Genomic DNA, 14,438 nt, shown 5'->3' with positions numbered 1-14,438 from the left:
GATGTCGATGCCGATGCGGTGGCGCTGGAGGCCGATGACCTCGATGACGAGGATGAGGCGATCGACGCTGAGATCGAAGTTGAAGGCGAGCGAGACGAGGAAAGCTGACCGCGCGGCCAAGATCGCGGGCATAGGGAGCGGCTGGTGCGAACCAGCCGCTTTTTTTATGCCGAAACGCTGGAGAGGCTCTCTTTGGCGGGTGATTCTCGATGAATGGATAAGTACCCCACTTGTCTTGTTAATGAGACATCTTTGAGGTGTAAATGCCCTGGACAATACACGCATAGGTAGTAATCTGTGCTCATCAGCAACCAAAAGGTTCCCCCAATGCGCATTCTGCTCGCCGAAGATGATCGAACCAATGCCCGCGGCATCACCTTCGTGCTGCAAAAGGCCCAGATGGTGGCCGATACCGCCGAAACCGGCGCCGAGGCCATCGATCTCGCCAAGCTCTATGATTACGACGCCATTATCATGGATGTGATGTTGCCAGATGGTGAAGGCTTCGATGTGGTGCGCCGGCTGCGGGCGATGAAAAACACCGCCCCCATCCTGATGCTCTCCGCCCAGTCCCGCGCCGAGCAGAAAATCAAGGGCCTACAGGCCGGCGCCGATGACTACCTGGCCAAGCCTTTTGACCAGCAGGAGCTGGTGGCCCGGCTGCAGGCCATCATCCGGCGCAGCAAGGGTTTCTCGCATTCCCGGCTCGAAGTCGGTGGCATCACTATGGATCTCTCGGCGCGTGAGGTTTCGGTTGATGGCCTGCCGGTGCCGCTCACCAGCAAGGAATACGCCATCCTGGAATTGCTGGTGCTTCGCCGTGGCGCCGTGCTCAGCAAGGAAAATTTCCTCGACCATCTTTATGGCGGCATTGATGAGCCGGATTCCAAAATTATCGACGTCTTCATCTGCAAGCTGCGGAAGAAGCTGGGCAGCGCGGGGGCGGATAATCTCATCGGCACCGTCTGGGGCCGCGGCTATATCGTGCGTGACCAGCAGATGCAGCGCGGCCCGGCGCTCGCACCCGCCGCCGCAGCCCGCCACGCGCCGCCAAGCCCGATGTTATGAGGCTCAGCGCCCCAGCCAGGCCTGCAGGCGGGCGGGCGCCGCCGCCATATCCTCCGGGGCGCCGCAATAGCTGAAGCGCAGGTATCGCCCACCCCGTGCAGGGTCGAAATCCACCCCGGGGGTTGCGGCAATGCCCGCCGCATCCAGCATCGTGGCGGCGAAGGCCAGGCTGTCATTGCTCAGCCGGCTGATCTCGCACCACAGGTAGAAGGCACCATCGGCGGCGGCGATATCGGTGAAGCCGGCGCGTGGCAGCCCCTCCAGCAAGGCGGCGCGGCTGGCCGCGTAGCGCGCCTTGTTGGCCTCCAGCTCGATGGTGCAGTCCATCGCTGCCTCGGCCACCAACTGCGCGATATGCGGCGCCGAGATGAACATATTCTGCGCCAGGCATTCCACCGGCCGGACAAGATCCTCCGGCAGCAGCAGCCAGCCCACCCGCCAGCCGGTCATCGACCAGTATTTGGAGAAGCTGTTCACCACCACGGCGCTGGGTGAGAAGGCGGCGGCCGAGCTTTCCGCCACCGTGCCCCAGCTCAGCCCGTGATAAATCTCATCCGAGATCAGCCGCACCCCTTTGGCATGGCACCAGCGGGCAATCGCCGCCAATTCCTCCGGCGTGAGCATGGTGCCGGCCGGGTTGCAGGGGCTGGCCACCACTAGGCCATCGGGCAGCGGGTCCAGCGCCTCCAGCATCGCGATGGTGGGTTGGAAGCGGCTTTCGGGCCCGCATTCCAGCAGCACCGGCTGCATGCCCAGCGCGGTGAGGATATTGGCATAGGGTGGGTAGAAGGGTGCTGCCATTGCCACCCTGTCGCCCCGATCAAACGCCGCCAGGAAGGCGAGTGGGAAGGCGCCGGAGGCACCCACCGTCACGGCGATGCGCGCCGGATCCACCGTGAGGCTATAGCGCTGCGCATAATGCCGGGCGATGCGCGCGCGCAACGAGGGCAGGCCGAAGGCCTCGGTATAGCCCATGGGCGCGCGCGCCCCGAGTGCGGCCATCGCCGCCGCCACCGCCCCGGCCGGCGCGCCAGTGGCCGGCTGGCCCACCTCCATGCGCAGGATGGCGGGCGCGTCGGGTGGCAGCGCTGCTGCGCGCGCATTGGCGGCGGTGATCACGTCCATCACCAGAAAAGGCGGCGCCATCGCGCCGCGGCCCACCTTGATCAATCGACGGCGCCCAGCGCCACGCCCAGGCCGCGCGGGTCGCTCACCGCCTGGCATTCCTGCGGCCGGCCGGGCAAATAGCCCGGGCAGGCGCCCAGCTGCGTCCGCCCCGGCTCGGGTGAATTATCCACCACCGCATAAATCGGCTCCAGCCGCCGCCGCATCTGCGCCGCGAGCGGCCCGGCCACCGCCATGGGCGCTGCCTGCTGGCCAGAAGCCGCCACGGCCATGCGGAAGGCGCGCAGCGTGGGGTTCCAGCCGATCGCGGCCGCGGCCAGGGGCGGCTGCACCGCGCCCAGGCCGGGGGCTGCGGCCAGCAGCATGCCGGTGCCCGGCGCCATGCGCCCGGTGCCAAAGAGGTTGTTCATGGTGAAAATGCAGGCCACTGCGCCGCCCTGGCGGTCAAACACCGTCAGCGCCGTGCTGGCCGGCAGCGCGGGGAAGCTGCCCGGCGGCAGATCGGCCTGGGCCAGCAGCGCCTCGGCATTGCTGCCCTGGCCGCTGCGCGAAGCGGCGGCCACGGCCAGGGCGCGGGCCTGGGCCTGCTCGGCGCTCTGGCCAGAGGCCAGCGCGGCATAGCCCGCCGCTGCCGCCAGCCCGCCATCCAACGGCAGGAAGCCGATGCGGTCCCCGCCACCCGCCTCACGCACCAGGGCCGGGCCCAAGGCCGGCAGGGCGGCGCGCAGCTCTCCCAGCGTCATATCGCCGCCGCCGGCCGCAGGCACCAGCTCGGTCAAGCGCCGAGCGAAGCCGCCCTGATGCATATCGCCCACCCCTTGGGTGCGCAGCGCGGTCAGCGTGCCGCCCAGGGGGGTATTGGTGAAGGTGTCACCCACCCGCAGCGCCGTGCCATCGGGCCGGGTGAAGACGGCGCGGGCATTGGGGTCGGCCAGCAAAGCGCCGCCCACCACGGCCAGATCCGCCACCAGCGCGCGGGAGGCGGGGGCGCCGAAGCGCGCCATCTGCTCGGCCGGTGCAATCAGCTCCTCGAAGGGGCGGGCGCCCTGCATGCGGGTGGTGAGCGCGAAAAGCCCGCGCGCCATCATCGGCACCGCGGCCGGACGGTCGGCCGTTGCGGTGCCGCCCTGGCGCGCGCCTGGCATGAAGATCAGCGCCTCGGGCGCATCGCGCCGGGGGTGATAGACCACGCAGGCCCCGCCACCGCCCAGCCCCGCGCGCGATGGCAGGGTGACGGCGAGCATGAAGCCCGCAGCCGCCGCTGCATCGCCCGCCGTGCCGCCGGCGCTGAGCACCGCCCGGGCCACCGCGCTCGCACTCGGCTCCTCGGAGGCGACGCCGCCGAGAAAGCCGCGCACGAAACCCTGCGAACCAGCCGGCGGCGCCGAGGGGCCGAACAGGCCCTCGCGGGTGGATTCGCAAGCCGCAAGCCCCAGGGTCGCGGCCAGCAGCAGCAGAGGTTTGGGCGAAATCTTCATGGTGATTGCGGCTTCCCAGCACAGTCAGGACATCGCCGGATAGACGCCTTCGCCCACCCTCGCAACAACCCCATGTGCCGGGACGCGATTCATGCCATGATAACAAGCGACATGGAGCAGATCATGGTACCCACCCGCCGCGCCCTGTTGGGCCTCTCCCTTGCCCTGCCGGCCGCAGCCCAGGGCCTGACCGAGGCGCAGCGGGTGGAGGTTTTGGCCCTGCTCCGCCGCGCCCTGGCGGAGGATCCCTCAATCCTGCGCGATGCCCTCGCGGCGATGGACAGCGCCGACCAGGCAGCGGCCGCCGAGACCCAGCGCCGGGCCATCCGCGCCCAGGCCGATGCGCTGCTGCGCGATGCGGCCGACCCGGTGCGCGGCAATGCCGCCGGCGCCATCACCATTGTGGAATTCTTCGATGCCCGCTGCGGCTATTGCCGGGCGATGCACCAGACGCTGGAGGAGATGCTCCGACGCAACCGCGATGTCCGGCTGGTGCTGAAGGATATGCCCATTCTGGGCCCCAATAGCGTGCTGGCCAGCCGGGCCCTATTGGCCGCCCAGCGCCAGGGCAAATATCTGCAATTGCATGACGCGCTGATGCGCCTGCGCGAGGAGGTGAGCGAGGCCGTGCTGCGGCGCGAGGCCGAGCGGCTTGGCCTGGAATGGCCGCGGCTGCGCCGCGAGATGGACGACCCGGCCATTGCGCGCCGGCTTGAGGCCAATCTCGGCCTTGCCCGCGCGCTCGATATCCAGGGCACGCCGGCGCTGGTCATTGGCGACAGCATCATCCCCGGCGCGATGGAATTGGCGCAGTTGGAAGCTGCCATCGCCGCCATGCGCTGAAGAACGCTGATGGGGGAGGAAAGAGCGAAAGGGCTTTGCCCTTTAGCGCCCTCCCACCAGGGTCGACATATATGTCGACGATTTTCCTGGAATTTTAAATAATTAAATCAGAAATCTAACGAAGGTGCAGGAAACTCAGTTTCCTGCTGGGGTGCTCGAGGGGCAAAGCCCCTCGATCTTGTCACCCCCCCCTGCGATCCATTTTTCAGTAGCCCCTCAGAGCATTGCCCGCGTCTCGCCCTCAATCACCTCTTCAAGGCGCGTCATCAGCGCCGCCCGGCTGAGCCCTGGCTCCAGCGGCGGCAGAATCTTTACCCGGATCGTGCCGGGGAATTTCAGGAATGAATTGCGCCCCCAGAACAGGGCTGAATTGGTCGCCACCGGCACCACCGGCAGTTTCGTCACGCCGGCAATGGCGGCCACGCCGGGCTGATAGGGCTCAGTGGCGCCGGCGGCGGCGCGGGTGCCCTCGGGGTAGATCACGATCTGCCGGCCGGCCGAGGCGGCGGCCTGGCATTCGCGGACCATTTTCTTCAGCGCCGCCCCGCCACCGGCGCGGTCCACCCCCACCATTTCGCATTTGCGCGCCATCCAGCCCCAGACGGGGATGCGCATCAGCTCGATCTTCATGATGTAGCAGGGGTCCGGTAGGCGGTTGAGCCAGAACACCGTGTCAAAGGCCGAACCGTGTTTGCTGACGATCAGCACGGCACCCGGTGGGATATGCTCGGCCCCCTCGACCTGCACCCGAATGTTGCAGAACACGCGCAGCATGGCCTCGACGATCCAGGTATAGCTGCGCAGCACCCAGAGCAGCACCCCGCGTGGCAGTGCCAGCAAAGGCAGGGAGGTCAGCACCGTCACCGTGGTGAAGCCATAAAAACCCAGGTTGAACAGCAGTGAACGCAACCAGACAATCATCATGGCAAGGACCTTAACCAGAGCCGCACGGCGGCATGGGCGGTGGCCCAGGCAATGGCCGCCGCCGCCGGGGGGAGGGCGGCGAGGGCCGCCCAGGGCATTGTGAGCGTATCGCCGAGCAGCGGCGCCGCCAGCCCACCCAGCAGCCATAGCAGGGGCGCGGCGGCGGCGGCACCCAGCACTGCCCCCAGCCCTGCCAGCCAGGCGATGCGCCCGGCGAATCGCCGCGCGATGGTGCCATCCGTCGCCCCCATGTCATGCAGGATGAGGATGGTGGCGCGCCGGGCGGCGATGCCGGCTCGTGTGGCCACCGCCACCATCGCCGCTGCCACACCGGCCACTAGCGCCAGCACCAGCCAGGCCAGGGCCTGCAGGCTGCGCGCCAGCGCCGAGAGCCGCGCGACCCAGACGCCATGCGCCTCCACTTGCGCGCCGGGGATGGTGGCCTCAATCGCTGCCGGCAGGGCGAGGGAGGCGGGGCCGAGGCTGGTCAGGCGCAGTTCAATCATCCCCGGCAGCGGCAGGCCGGAGGCATCGCCCAGCCAGGGGCGTAGCAGGGCGGCCAGGCGGTCATGGTCCAGCGGAATGGCCTCGGCCACGCCGGGCAGGGCGGCCAGGCGGGCGGCGGCCGGTGCCACGGCAATGCTGCGGGGCAATTGCACCATCATGGCGGCGGCGGCACCGCCCTCCCAGCGGCTGGCCATGGTGGCGGCGGCATTGGCGCCGGCCAGAGCCAGTGCTGCCAGCAGCGCCATGGCCGCCACCAGCCCGGGCAGCAGACGGTCCGCCATGGCGCGCTTGAGGCCCAGCGGGTCGCGGCCACGGGTGCGCGGTGTGCGTTCAGCCATGCTCGACCAGCCTCCCCGCTTCCAGCCGCAGCATGGCGGCGGGGTTTTCCTCAGCCAGCCATTGATTATGGGTGGCCACCACCACGGTGCTGCCCAGCCGGTGCATTTGCTGCAGCAGCGCCACCACGCGGCGGGATTGTGCCTCATCGAGGTTGCTGGTCGGCTCATCGGCCAGCAGCAGGGCGGGGCGGGCGACCACGGCGCGGGCCAGGGCGACGCGTTGCTGCTCGCCGCCGGATAATTCCTCGGGCCGGGCCTTCAGCCGTTCACCCAGGCCGACCCAGCGCAGCATTTCGGTGGCGTCGGCCAGCAATTGCCGCTCGCCCCGGCCGGCGATGCGCAGCGGCAGGGCGACATTTTCCAGCACATCGAGATGCGGCAGCAGGCGGAAATCCTGGAACACCACGCCAATGCGCCGGCGCAGCGCTGGCAATTCCTGCCGCCGCGCGGTGTGGATGGCGCGGCCCATCACATGGAGTTGCCCGGCGCTGGGCCGCACGGCCAGGTGCAACAGCTTGAGGAAGGAGGATTTTCCGGCGCCCGATGGCCCCATCAGCCAACTGAAGCTGCCGGCGGCGAGGTGGCAATCCACCCCATTGAGCGCCGGGGTGGCATTTGGGCGGTAGCGCAGGGTGATGTTGTCCAGCCTGACCATGCAGCCTTGTGCCAGTGCTGGCGGCGCTTCGCCAAGCCGGCTGTCGGCAATGGTTGCGCATTGCCCTGGCTTTCAGGCAAACAGCCTCAAATTCATCCCGAGGCCTGATGCAACTCGCCTGTCCCGCCTGTGCAGCGATCTACAGCGTGCCCGACAGCATGATCGGTGAGGGGCGGATGATGCATTGCGCCCGTTGCGCGCATGAATGGTTCGCCCGCCCGCTGCCCCCCGGGGCGGCGCTGCCGAAGCCAGAACTGCCCGCAGCCCAGCCCGAGCCAACACTCCCGCCCCCTCGTCAGCCCATCGCCTTGCCGCCGCCATCGCGCCTGGTTGAACCGCCACCGCCACCGCCAGCCGAACCCGAGAGCCTGCACGGCCCGCTTTTGCTGCGCCTGGCCTGGCTTGCCTCGCTCTGCCTGGTCGCCTGGGGCGTTTATTTTCTCTGGGCCGAGCGGGCGAGGATGACCGAGATTTGGCCGCCCATCGCCCGGCTTTACCGGCTGCTCGGGGCATAAAAAAGCCGCGAGAGGTTGCCCCCTCGCGGCGCTGAATCCACCCTGTGGGGTGGCTCAGTTTTCCTCGTCGTAGCCGCCCGATGCATCATCATAGCCGCCCGAGGCATCATTGCCGCCATTATCATGGGCGCCTGCGGCATCCTGCCGGGAGCTGCCGCCGGCATCGCTGGCCGGGCTGCCCCAGCCCGAGGCCGCGCCAGGGTCGGTCCAGGCCGAGGCGGTTGGCACCGCCTCCTGCCCGAAGGCGCCAGCGCCGGTGGCCGCTGCGGCAGAAGCCGCTTGCGCTGCGCCGCCGCCCGAGAAGGCATTCATCAGCATATTGCCCAGCACCATGCCGCCGGCGACGCCCGCCGCGGTCATCATGGCGGTGCCGAGGAAGCCCGGGCCCTGGCGGCCCTGCAGCGCCTGGGCATTATAGCCGGGCGGATATTGCGGCATGGGCCGCGGTGGCATCGCCGCGGGGCGGCTGCCACCAAAGCCCAGAAAGCCGCGGGAATTGGCGGCCTGGGCCTGGCGGCTGGCATTCTCCACCTCCCATTCCAGCTCCTGGATGCGGTTCTGCGCCTGAACCAGCGCGTGCTCCTGCACAAAGGCGGTCTGGGTGATGCGGTAGCGCGCCTCGGGATATTGCTGGAAGAGCTGGGCGATCATGGCATCGGCCTCGCGATCCACCGGCGGCAATTGCGGCGTGGGGGCCACGGAGGGCGCCCGCCCGCCCCAGGGGGAGGCGCTGGCGGCTGCCGGCTGCGCGGCGCCGGCCACGCGCTGGACGTATTCGGAGATGATGCGGCGCTCGTCGTCGGTCATGGGACCTGGGTGTTCCTCTGGCGGTTGCGAAACCGGGAAATGTTAAATCCCGTTCATCGAACCATGTGGCGCATCTCCCTGCGGGATTCAAGCGGGGATGCTGTTTGTCATATTCGCCGGCTGGGGCACTTCACATGGTGCGGCGCGGCGGCCGCCACGCGTGGATGTGATGCGAATGCGATGGGCAGCGGGCGTAGCATGGGTTTTTCTGTTGGAGTTAAAATCATGGCCCCCCCGAACCAGCCCGCCCAGCCGCAATCCAGCGTGACGGTTTTCGCGACCTCGCCCTTGATGATCGCGACTATGGCCCAGGCCCTGTCCTCACATTCCCTGCGCTTCACCGGCCAGCGGTTGCAGGCCCATGCCCAGCATTTGCAGGCCCTGGCGCAATGCGAATCGCTGCAGGATCTCTCCGCCCAGCAGATGGCCTTCATCAGCGAAACCGCCCGTCAGTTCAGCGATGTGATGGCCCGCGCGATGCAGGCTCAGCCGCCCGCGGAGGCCATGCCCCCCCAGAGCCCGGCCGCTTCCACCGAGGAGGCGCCCGAGGCGGCTGCGGCGATGCGCCCACGCCCGGCAGCCTCCCGTCGCTCGGCCGATGGCGAGGCCACGCAATCGCACTGAACAGCCCCGACGCGGCGGTTCAGGGGCTATCGGACAAGGCCAGGCGTGGCCATTCGATGGCGGGGCAGCGGTCCTGAATCATCAGCGCACCGGCTGCCCGGGCGGCTATGGCGGCGGCCGCATTGACGACGCCAAGCTGCAGCCACACCGCCTGCGCGCCCAGCTGCCACGCCTCCTCGACCACAGGGCCGGTATCCTCGCTGCGTCGGAAGACATCGACCATGTCGAGCGCCCCGGCCTCGGCGAGGCCCGCCACCACCATCTGGCCCTGAATCACGCCCCCGGCCAGCAGTGGATTGACCGGCACCACGTCAAAGCCGTGTTCCAGCAGAAAGCGCATCACGCCAAAGCTCGGCCGATTGGGCTTGTCCGATGCGCCGACCAGCGCCACGCGCGGCCGCCGGCGCAGCAATGCGGCGATCACCTCATCGGGTGGGTTGGTGGCCTCGGTCATGCTCATGGGCCAAGCGTCGGGCAGGATGGCGGCATTGTCCAGCCAGGCGCCCCGGCTGGGGGCGTGGCTATCGCAGCGATTCGAAGAAGCCGCTTTCCTCATCCAGCCGCCGATGCTCCATCTGGCGGAAATCATAGCGTGACACGATGCCCATCAGCTTGCCGTGATCGACGATGGGCAGGTGCCGGATGCCGGCATCATTGAGCAGCCGCAGCGCATCCATGGCGTTGCTGGAGGTCTCCATGGTGCAGGGATTGGCCGTCATCACCGCGCGCAGCGGCATGCTGCCGGGATTGGCGTGCTCGGCCAGGCAGCGCAGCGCATCGCGCCCGGTGAAGATGCCCAGCAGGTGATGGGCCTCATCCACCACCAGCATGGCACCCACCCGGCGGCGATGCATGGCAGCACAGGCCTCTGCCACGCTGCCATCGGGCGGCATGGTCAAGGGGTGTTGGTCGCGCACCAGATCGACCAGATGGCGGTTGGGCATGGCGTCCTCCCCTCGGCGGCTTTGCGGGAGGCTAGCGGGGCGGGATGCAAGCGGCTTTGATCCAGCGCAAGCGGCCCTCTCAGTCCAGTTCCACCCCCGCCACGGCCAGAATGGTGAGCAGGCTGGCGGCCATGCCGCGCAGGCTCTCCTCCTCCTCCACATCGATCCATTCATCGAGGCTATGCGCCCGCCCGCCGCGCCCACCGCTGCCAATGCGCAGCGCTGGAATGCCCAGGCTCATGGGGATATTGGCGTCGGTGCTGCTATCCTCATAGCTTACCTTGTAGCCGTGATGGGCGACGGCGGCGGTGGCGGCCTGCACCATGGGCGAGGCCGCATCCGTCTCGCCCGCCGGGCGGTCACCAATGGCGATGATCTGCGCCGTCACCGGGCCGTCCCGCCCATCGCGCACCGCGTTTTCCTCGGCCACCGCCTCGGTGACGATGCGGTGGAATTCACGCTCCAGCCGCGCCAGTTCCTCGGCCGAGCGGGAGCGCAGATCGACCTCCATCCGCACCTCATTGGGAATCGCATTCACCGAGGTGCCGCCGGAGACGATGGAGACGCAATGCGTCGTCACCGGCTGGCGTGGCACCGTGATGCGGCCAATGCCCGTGGCCGCCAGCGCCATGGCATACATCGGATTGACCAGCCCGAAGGCGCCAAAGCTATGCCCGCCTGGGCCGCGGAAGAGGACGCGAAACCGCTTGGAGCCCACGCCACCGGTGACGATGCGCTCCACCTCCGGGCTGTCCACGGTCAAGAACCCGTCGATCTTTCCGGCGTGGCGGCCCTGGGTGAAGAGGTGGCGCACGCCGCGCAAATCGCCCAGCCCCTCCTCGCCCACATCGCCCACGAAGAGAATATCGGCCCGGGTGCGAATGCCGGCCGCATCCATCGCCCGCAGAAATGCCAGGTTGACCGCCAGGCTGCGGGTGTCATCGCCCACGCCGGGGGCGAAGAGCCTGGTGCCCTCGCGGCACACCGTCACATCGGTGCCGGCGGGGAAGACGGTGTCGAGATGGGCGGCGACCACCAGGGTCTCGCCATTGCCGAAGCCGCGCCGGCGGCCCATCACATTGCCCACCTCATCCTGCTCCACCTCCTCCAGCCCATGCGCGTGCAGCATGGCGAGATAGGCCGCGGCCCGCGCCTCCTCGGCGAAGGGCGGTGCGGGGATTTCGGTCAGGCGGATGATATCCTCGACGGTGCGGCCATGCTCGGCGCGCATGGTGGCGCGGGCGGTGGCGAAGCGTGGATGGGCCGCGATGCGCGCGACCTCTTCCTGGGGGCCGCTCATCGCGCCCACCCGCCCGGCGTCGTGGTGACATCAAGCTGTGCCGCGCTGCGGCGAATGGCGGTGAACAGGCGAAATACCCCCAGATTTGGGTGTGGCGGAGGGGGCCATCATCATGCTCCAGCGGCGAATGTCGAGGCCCGCCCGAGAGACAGCCCCGCAATCGCGGGTTACGCTGCGCGAACAGGAGGAACCATCATGGACAGCATCACCGCCCCGCCCGTCATCCGGCTGCATGAGCAGGATGGCGTGGTCATTGCCCGCGCAGCCCTGCCGCCAGGCACGCCGGTTGGGCCCAATATCGTGGCCCGGGGGCGGGTGCCGGCCGGGCACAAGGTGGCGGTGATGGGCCATGCCCCGGGCGAGGCGGTGCGCCGCTATGGCCAGATCATCGGCTTCGCCACCCAGCCCATCGCGCCGGGGGAATGGGTGCATACCCACAATATGGCGATGGGCGATTTCGCCCGCGATTACGCCTGGGGGGTGGATGCCAGGGCGACGGCGCTGGCCGAGGTGCCGGAGGTGTTTCAGGGCATCCGCCGCGCCGATGGAAGGGTGGCCACGCGCAATCACATTGGCATCATCACCAGCGTGAATTGCTCAGCCCATGTGGCGGACCTCATCGCCCGCGCCTTCACCAAAAACCCCTTTGGCGACGGGCATGACCCGCTGGCCGATTACGCCCAGGTCGATGGCGTGGTGGCACTCACCCACAAGACCGGCTGCGGCATGACCGAGAAGGAGCCGCTGCGGGTTCTCCGCCGGGTGCTGGCCGGCTTTGCGCGACACCCGAATTTTTCCCATGTCATCGCCATTGGCCTGGGCTGCGAGGTGAACCAACTGGGCGGCATGCTGGAGGAGCAGCGCCTGGCCGGGCGCCTGCGCACGCTGACCATTCAGGAGGCCGGCGGCACCCGCAAGACGGTGGAGGCCGGCATCGGCTTCGTGCGTGAGGTGCTGGCCGAGGCCAATGCGGTGACCCGGGTGGCGGTGCCGGCCAGCGCGCTCTGCGTGGCGCTGCAATGCGGCGGCTCGGATGGGTATTCCGGCATTTCCGCCAATACCGCGCTGGGTGCGGCCAGTGACCTGGTGGTGGCGCAGGGCGGCACGGTGATTCTCTCGGAAAGCCCGGAAACCTATGGTGCCGAACATTTGTTGACGCGGCGCGCCGTCTCACGCGAGGTGGGCGAGAAGCTGGTGGGGGTGATGAAGTGGTGGGAGGATTACACCGCGCGCGAGGGGGCGGAGATGAACGCCAACCCCTCGCCCGGCAATAAGGCCGGCGGGCTGACCACCATCCTGGAAAAATCCCTGGGCGCCATGGCGAAGGCGGGCACGACCAACCTCGTCGATGTGGTGGGCTATGCCGAGCCGGTGACGGCGAAGGGCTTCGTCTTCATGGACACGCCGGGCTATGACCCGGTGGGGGCGACCGGCCAGGTGGCGGGGGGTGCGAACCTGATGTGCTTCACCACCGGCCGCGGCAGCGTCTTTGGCTGCAAGCCGGCGCCTTCGCTGAAGCTGGCGACGAATTCGACCATCTTCCGCCATATGGAGGAGGATATGGACATCAATTGCGGCACGGTGCTGGAGGGGGCGGAGAGCGTGGCCGAATGCGGCGAGCGGATTTTCCGCCATATGCTGGCCACGGCGAGCGGGGCGCCGACGAAAAGCGAGGCGCTGGGCTTTGGCGATGCGGAATTCGCCCCCTGGGTGCTGGGCGCGACAATGTGAGTTGAAACGTCACGGCCCTGCCCATCGTTCTGCAACAGCGGCGCGCGAGAATGCCGCCTCACGCAACCTGGACAGGGATGGGCCCGATGAACATTGAGATTGAAGGCGATAGCGACGCGGCGGTGGCATTCGCCTTGCTGCATATGATTGCGAAGGGCGAAGGCCGCGAAGAGGGCGCGGGCCGGGAATGGGTGCTGAACACCTTCCGGGAATGCCTTGCCGCCGTGCGCGACGACATGTTCACCCTCGAGATCGATGATGAGGATGACGAGGACGGCGACGAAGACGAGGGCGAAGACGAGGGCGAAGAAGCCGCGGAAGCCCAAATCCTCGCTGCCGAGCCTGCCGCCGAGGCCGCTGAGGTGGAGAGCAAGGAAAACCACGCCGCGGGCGAAGACGCGGCGGAAGCCCAAACCCCCGCTGCCGAACCGGCCGCTGAAAAGACCGCCTAAGTCAGACGGCCATCGCGCCGGCCTGCCGCAACCGCGTGCAGGTCTCTGCGCCCAGAATGGCCTCATTATGCTCGCCCAGCCTCGGTGCTGGGCGGGCCAGGATGGTTGGCGTTTCCGACAATCTTGGCACATGGCCGCCCATGGGCAGCCAGCCACCGGGCATGTCGGCATCGGGCACTTCGATCAAGGCCTCGCGCGCGGCCACGTAATGATCGGCCTCGAGCGATTGCGCGTCCTGGATCGGGCCGATTGTCACGCCCGTGGCATCAAAATGCGCCAGGTTTTCCGCCATGCTGCGCGCGCCGACATAGCCGGCGATGATCTCGTCCAATTCGACGCCATTGCGCACCCGGTCCGGGTTGCGGGCGAAGCGTGGGTCGGTGATCAGATCCTCACGGCCAATGCTGCGGAACAGTTTTTCCGTCATACCCTGGGTGGAGGCGGAGAGGCAGACCCAGCCGCCATCGGCGGTGCGATAGGCATTGCGCGGCGAAGTGTTGGTGGAGCGTGAGCCGGTGCGTGGCTTGAGGGTGCCGGTGATGCGCCAATTGGCCATTTGCGGCTCCAGCACATTGAAAATGGGCTCGAAGAGGCTGAGGTCGATGACCTGGCCGCGGCCGGTTTTCTCGGCGTGGCGCAGTGCGATCATGGTGCTGCCCGCGCCATGCAACCCGGCATAGGCATCGCCCATGAACATCGGCGGCAGCACCGGCTCACGATCGGCAAAGCCATTCACCGCGGCAAAGCCGGAATAGCCCTCCACCAGCGTGCCGAAGCCGGGTTTATGGGCGAAGGGGCCGGTCTGGCCCCAGCCGGAGATGCGCACGATCACCAGCGCCGGGTTGCGGGCCAGCAGGGTCTCGGGGGAGAGCCCCATCGCCTCCAGCACGCCGGGGCGGAAGCTTTCCACGAAGATGGCGGCGGTTTCGCACAGCGCCAGCACCGCCTCGATGGCGGCGGGGTTGCGCAGGTTCAGCGCCACGGAGAATTTGTTGCGGCAGATCGTCTTCCAACTCGTCTCCACGCCGCCCACCTTCCAGGCGCGCAGGGTATCGCCCTCCAGCGGTTCGATTTTGATGACCTCGGCGCCGTGATCGGCGAGCATTGTCGCCGCCATCGGGCCGGGA

The 14,438-nt window shown here is 68.3% G+C and carries 16 protein-coding genes; 6 read left to right on the top strand and 10 right to left on the bottom strand.

The genetic code is table 11. The features are described from left to right. Window positions 1-327: 327 nt before the first annotated feature. Window positions 328-1,068, top strand: a complete 741-nt coding sequence (locus ABWP84_RS14825; RefSeq protein WP_353212816.1) for a response regulator transcription factor — start codon at window positions 328-330, stop codon at window positions 1,066-1,068. A gap of 3 nt (window positions 1,069-1,071) precedes the next feature. Here the strand turns inward: ABWP84_RS14825 and ABWP84_RS14820 are convergent, their stop codons facing one another. Beyond that, window positions 1,072-2,292: a pyridoxal phosphate-dependent aminotransferase gene (locus tag ABWP84_RS14820; RefSeq protein WP_408904277.1), complete on the bottom strand. Its 1,221-nt coding sequence runs from the start codon at window positions 2,290-2,292 to the stop codon at window positions 1,072-1,074. Continuing rightward, on the bottom strand, window positions 2,235-3,671 hold the full coding sequence (locus tag ABWP84_RS14815) for a gamma-glutamyltransferase (protein ID WP_353212815.1): 1,437 nt from the start codon (window positions 3,669-3,671) through the stop codon (window positions 2,235-2,237). The genes ABWP84_RS14820 and ABWP84_RS14815 overlap by 58 nt, the downstream gene beginning before the upstream one ends. Before the next feature lie 111 nt (window positions 3,672-3,782). Between ABWP84_RS14815 and ABWP84_RS14810 the strand changes: the two genes are divergently transcribed. Next, window positions 3,783-4,514: a DsbA family protein gene (locus ABWP84_RS14810; protein WP_353212814.1), complete on the top strand. Its 732-nt coding sequence runs from the start codon at window positions 3,783-3,785 to the stop codon at window positions 4,512-4,514. 216 nt (window positions 4,515-4,730) lie between these two features. Here the strand turns inward: ABWP84_RS14810 and ABWP84_RS14805 are convergent, their stop codons facing one another. Genes ABWP84_RS14805 through ABWP84_RS14795 form a run of 3 tightly spaced genes read right to left on the bottom strand, consistent with a single transcriptional unit; the run spans window position 4,731 to window position 6,938 of the window. After that, a complete protein-coding gene (locus ABWP84_RS14805; protein ID WP_353212813.1) occupies window positions 4,731-5,438 on the bottom strand; it encodes a lysophospholipid acyltransferase family protein in 708 nt (235 codons plus the stop codon). After that, window positions 5,435-6,283, bottom strand: coding sequence for an FtsX-like permease family protein (locus tag ABWP84_RS14800; RefSeq protein WP_353212812.1), 849 nt, complete (start codon window positions 6,281-6,283; stop codon window positions 5,435-5,437). The genes ABWP84_RS14805 and ABWP84_RS14800 overlap by 4 nt, the downstream gene beginning before the upstream one ends. Further along, window positions 6,276-6,938 carry an ATP-binding cassette domain-containing protein gene (locus tag ABWP84_RS14795; protein WP_353212811.1) on the bottom strand — a complete coding sequence of 221 codons (663 nt, stop codon included), beginning with the start codon at window positions 6,936-6,938 and terminating at the stop codon, window positions 6,276-6,278. Before ABWP84_RS14795 ends, ABWP84_RS14800 begins: the two co-directional genes overlap by 8 nt. A gap of 107 nt (window positions 6,939-7,045) precedes the next feature. Here ABWP84_RS14795 and ABWP84_RS14790 point away from each other — a divergent pair, with 107 nt between their 5' ends. Beyond that, on the top strand, window positions 7,046-7,453 hold the full coding sequence (locus ABWP84_RS14790) for a zinc-ribbon domain-containing protein (protein ID WP_353212810.1): 408 nt from the start codon (window positions 7,046-7,048) through the stop codon (window positions 7,451-7,453). Window positions 7,454-7,507: 54 nt separating this feature from the next. Here the strand turns inward: ABWP84_RS14790 and ABWP84_RS14785 are convergent, their stop codons facing one another. Beyond that, complete coding sequence (locus tag ABWP84_RS14785; protein WP_353212809.1) at window positions 7,508-8,260, bottom strand: DUF2076 family protein; 753 nt, start codon at window positions 8,258-8,260, stop codon at window positions 7,508-7,510. Window positions 8,261-8,485: 225 nt separating this feature from the next. Between ABWP84_RS14785 and ABWP84_RS14780 the strand changes: the two genes are divergently transcribed. Beyond that, on the top strand, window positions 8,486-8,884 hold the full coding sequence (locus tag ABWP84_RS14780; protein ID WP_353212808.1) for a hypothetical protein: 399 nt from the start codon (window positions 8,486-8,488) through the stop codon (window positions 8,882-8,884). 19 nt (window positions 8,885-8,903) lie between these two features. Here the strand turns inward: ABWP84_RS14780 and ABWP84_RS14775 are convergent, their stop codons facing one another. The 3 genes from ABWP84_RS14775 to ABWP84_RS14765 all read right to left on the bottom strand — a co-directional run bounded on the left by ABWP84_RS14775 (window position 8,904) and on the right by ABWP84_RS14765 (window position 11,128). Beyond that, window positions 8,904-9,338 (bottom strand): CoA-binding protein, encoded by a 435-nt coding sequence (locus ABWP84_RS14775; RefSeq protein ID WP_408904280.1) that lies wholly within the window; start codon window positions 9,336-9,338, stop codon window positions 8,904-8,906. 67 nt (window positions 9,339-9,405) lie between these two features. Further along, a complete protein-coding gene (locus ABWP84_RS14770) occupies window positions 9,406-9,828 on the bottom strand; it encodes a CBS domain-containing protein (RefSeq protein ID WP_353212806.1) in 423 nt (140 codons plus the stop codon). 79 nt (window positions 9,829-9,907) lie between these two features. Further along, window positions 9,908-11,128 (bottom strand): M20/M25/M40 family metallo-hydrolase, encoded by a 1,221-nt coding sequence (locus tag ABWP84_RS14765; protein WP_353212805.1) that lies wholly within the window; start codon window positions 11,126-11,128, stop codon window positions 9,908-9,910. 195 nt (window positions 11,129-11,323) lie between these two features. On the opposite strand from ABWP84_RS14765, the gene ABWP84_RS14760 reads away from it, so the two are divergent. Together ABWP84_RS14760 and ABWP84_RS14755 are read left to right on the top strand one after the other, a co-directional pair. Continuing rightward, entirely contained in the window at window positions 11,324-12,859 is a 1,536-nt protein-coding gene (locus ABWP84_RS14760; RefSeq protein ID WP_353212804.1) for an altronate dehydratase family protein, read from the top strand. 86 nt (window positions 12,860-12,945) lie between these two features. Continuing rightward, entirely contained in the window at window positions 12,946-13,311 is a 366-nt protein-coding gene (locus ABWP84_RS14755) for a hypothetical protein (protein ID WP_353212803.1), read from the top strand. Between the two features lies 1 nt (window position 13,312). On the opposite strand, the gene ABWP84_RS14750 is transcribed toward ABWP84_RS14755, so the two are convergent. Further along, a partial coding sequence (locus ABWP84_RS14750; RefSeq protein ID WP_353212802.1) for a CoA transferase occupies window positions 13,313-14,438 on the bottom strand: 1,126 nt, incomplete at its 5' end.

Origin of the sequence: Rhodovarius sp. (assembly GCF_040399605.1) — a bacterium.
GTDB classification, from domain to species: domain Bacteria; phylum Pseudomonadota; class Alphaproteobacteria; order Acetobacterales; family Acetobacteraceae; genus Rhodovarius; species Rhodovarius crocodyli_A.
Note: the sequence above shows the minus strand (reverse complement) of the source record. Positions and strands in the feature narration are given on the sequence as shown.

Coding starts and splice junctions, on each gene's coding strand:
- ABWP84_RS14765 (WP_353212805.1), bottom strand. CDS start 11,128: ATGAGCGGCCCCCAGGAAGAGGTCGCGCGCATCGCGGCCCATCCACGC.
- ABWP84_RS14755 (WP_353212803.1), top strand. CDS start 12,946: ATGAACATTGAGATTGAAGGCGATAGCGACGCGGCGGTGGCATTCGCC.
- ABWP84_RS14760 (WP_353212804.1), top strand. CDS start 11,324: ATGGACAGCATCACCGCCCCGCCCGTCATCCGGCTGCATGAGCAGGAT.
- ABWP84_RS14815 (WP_353212815.1), bottom strand. CDS start 3,671: ATGAAGATTTCGCCCAAACCTCTGCTGCTGCTGGCCGCGACCCTGGGG.
- ABWP84_RS14810 (WP_353212814.1), top strand. CDS start 3,783: ATGGAGCAGATCATGGTACCCACCCGCCGCGCCCTGTTGGGCCTCTCC.
- ABWP84_RS14780 (WP_353212808.1), top strand. CDS start 8,486: ATGGCCCCCCCGAACCAGCCCGCCCAGCCGCAATCCAGCGTGACGGTT.
- ABWP84_RS14825 (WP_353212816.1), top strand. CDS start 328: ATGCGCATTCTGCTCGCCGAAGATGATCGAACCAATGCCCGCGGCATC.
- ABWP84_RS14770 (WP_353212806.1), bottom strand. CDS start 9,828: ATGCCCAACCGCCATCTGGTCGATCTGGTGCGCGACCAACACCCCTTG.
- ABWP84_RS14805 (WP_353212813.1), bottom strand. CDS start 5,438: ATGATGATTGTCTGGTTGCGTTCACTGCTGTTCAACCTGGGTTTTTAT.
- ABWP84_RS14775 (WP_408904280.1), bottom strand. CDS start 9,338: ATGACCGAGGCCACCAACCCACCCGATGAGGTGATCGCCGCATTGCTG.
- ABWP84_RS14820 (WP_408904277.1), bottom strand. CDS start 2,292: ATGCCAGGCGGTGAGCGACCCGCGCGGCCTGGGCGTGGCGCTGGGCGC.
- ABWP84_RS14795 (WP_353212811.1), bottom strand. CDS start 6,938: ATGGTCAGGCTGGACAACATCACCCTGCGCTACCGCCCAAATGCCACC.
- ABWP84_RS14800 (WP_353212812.1), bottom strand. CDS start 6,283: ATGGCTGAACGCACACCGCGCACCCGTGGCCGCGACCCGCTGGGCCTC.
- ABWP84_RS14790 (WP_353212810.1), top strand. CDS start 7,046: ATGCAACTCGCCTGTCCCGCCTGTGCAGCGATCTACAGCGTGCCCGAC.
- ABWP84_RS14785 (WP_353212809.1), bottom strand. CDS start 8,260: ATGACCGACGACGAGCGCCGCATCATCTCCGAATACGTCCAGCGCGTG.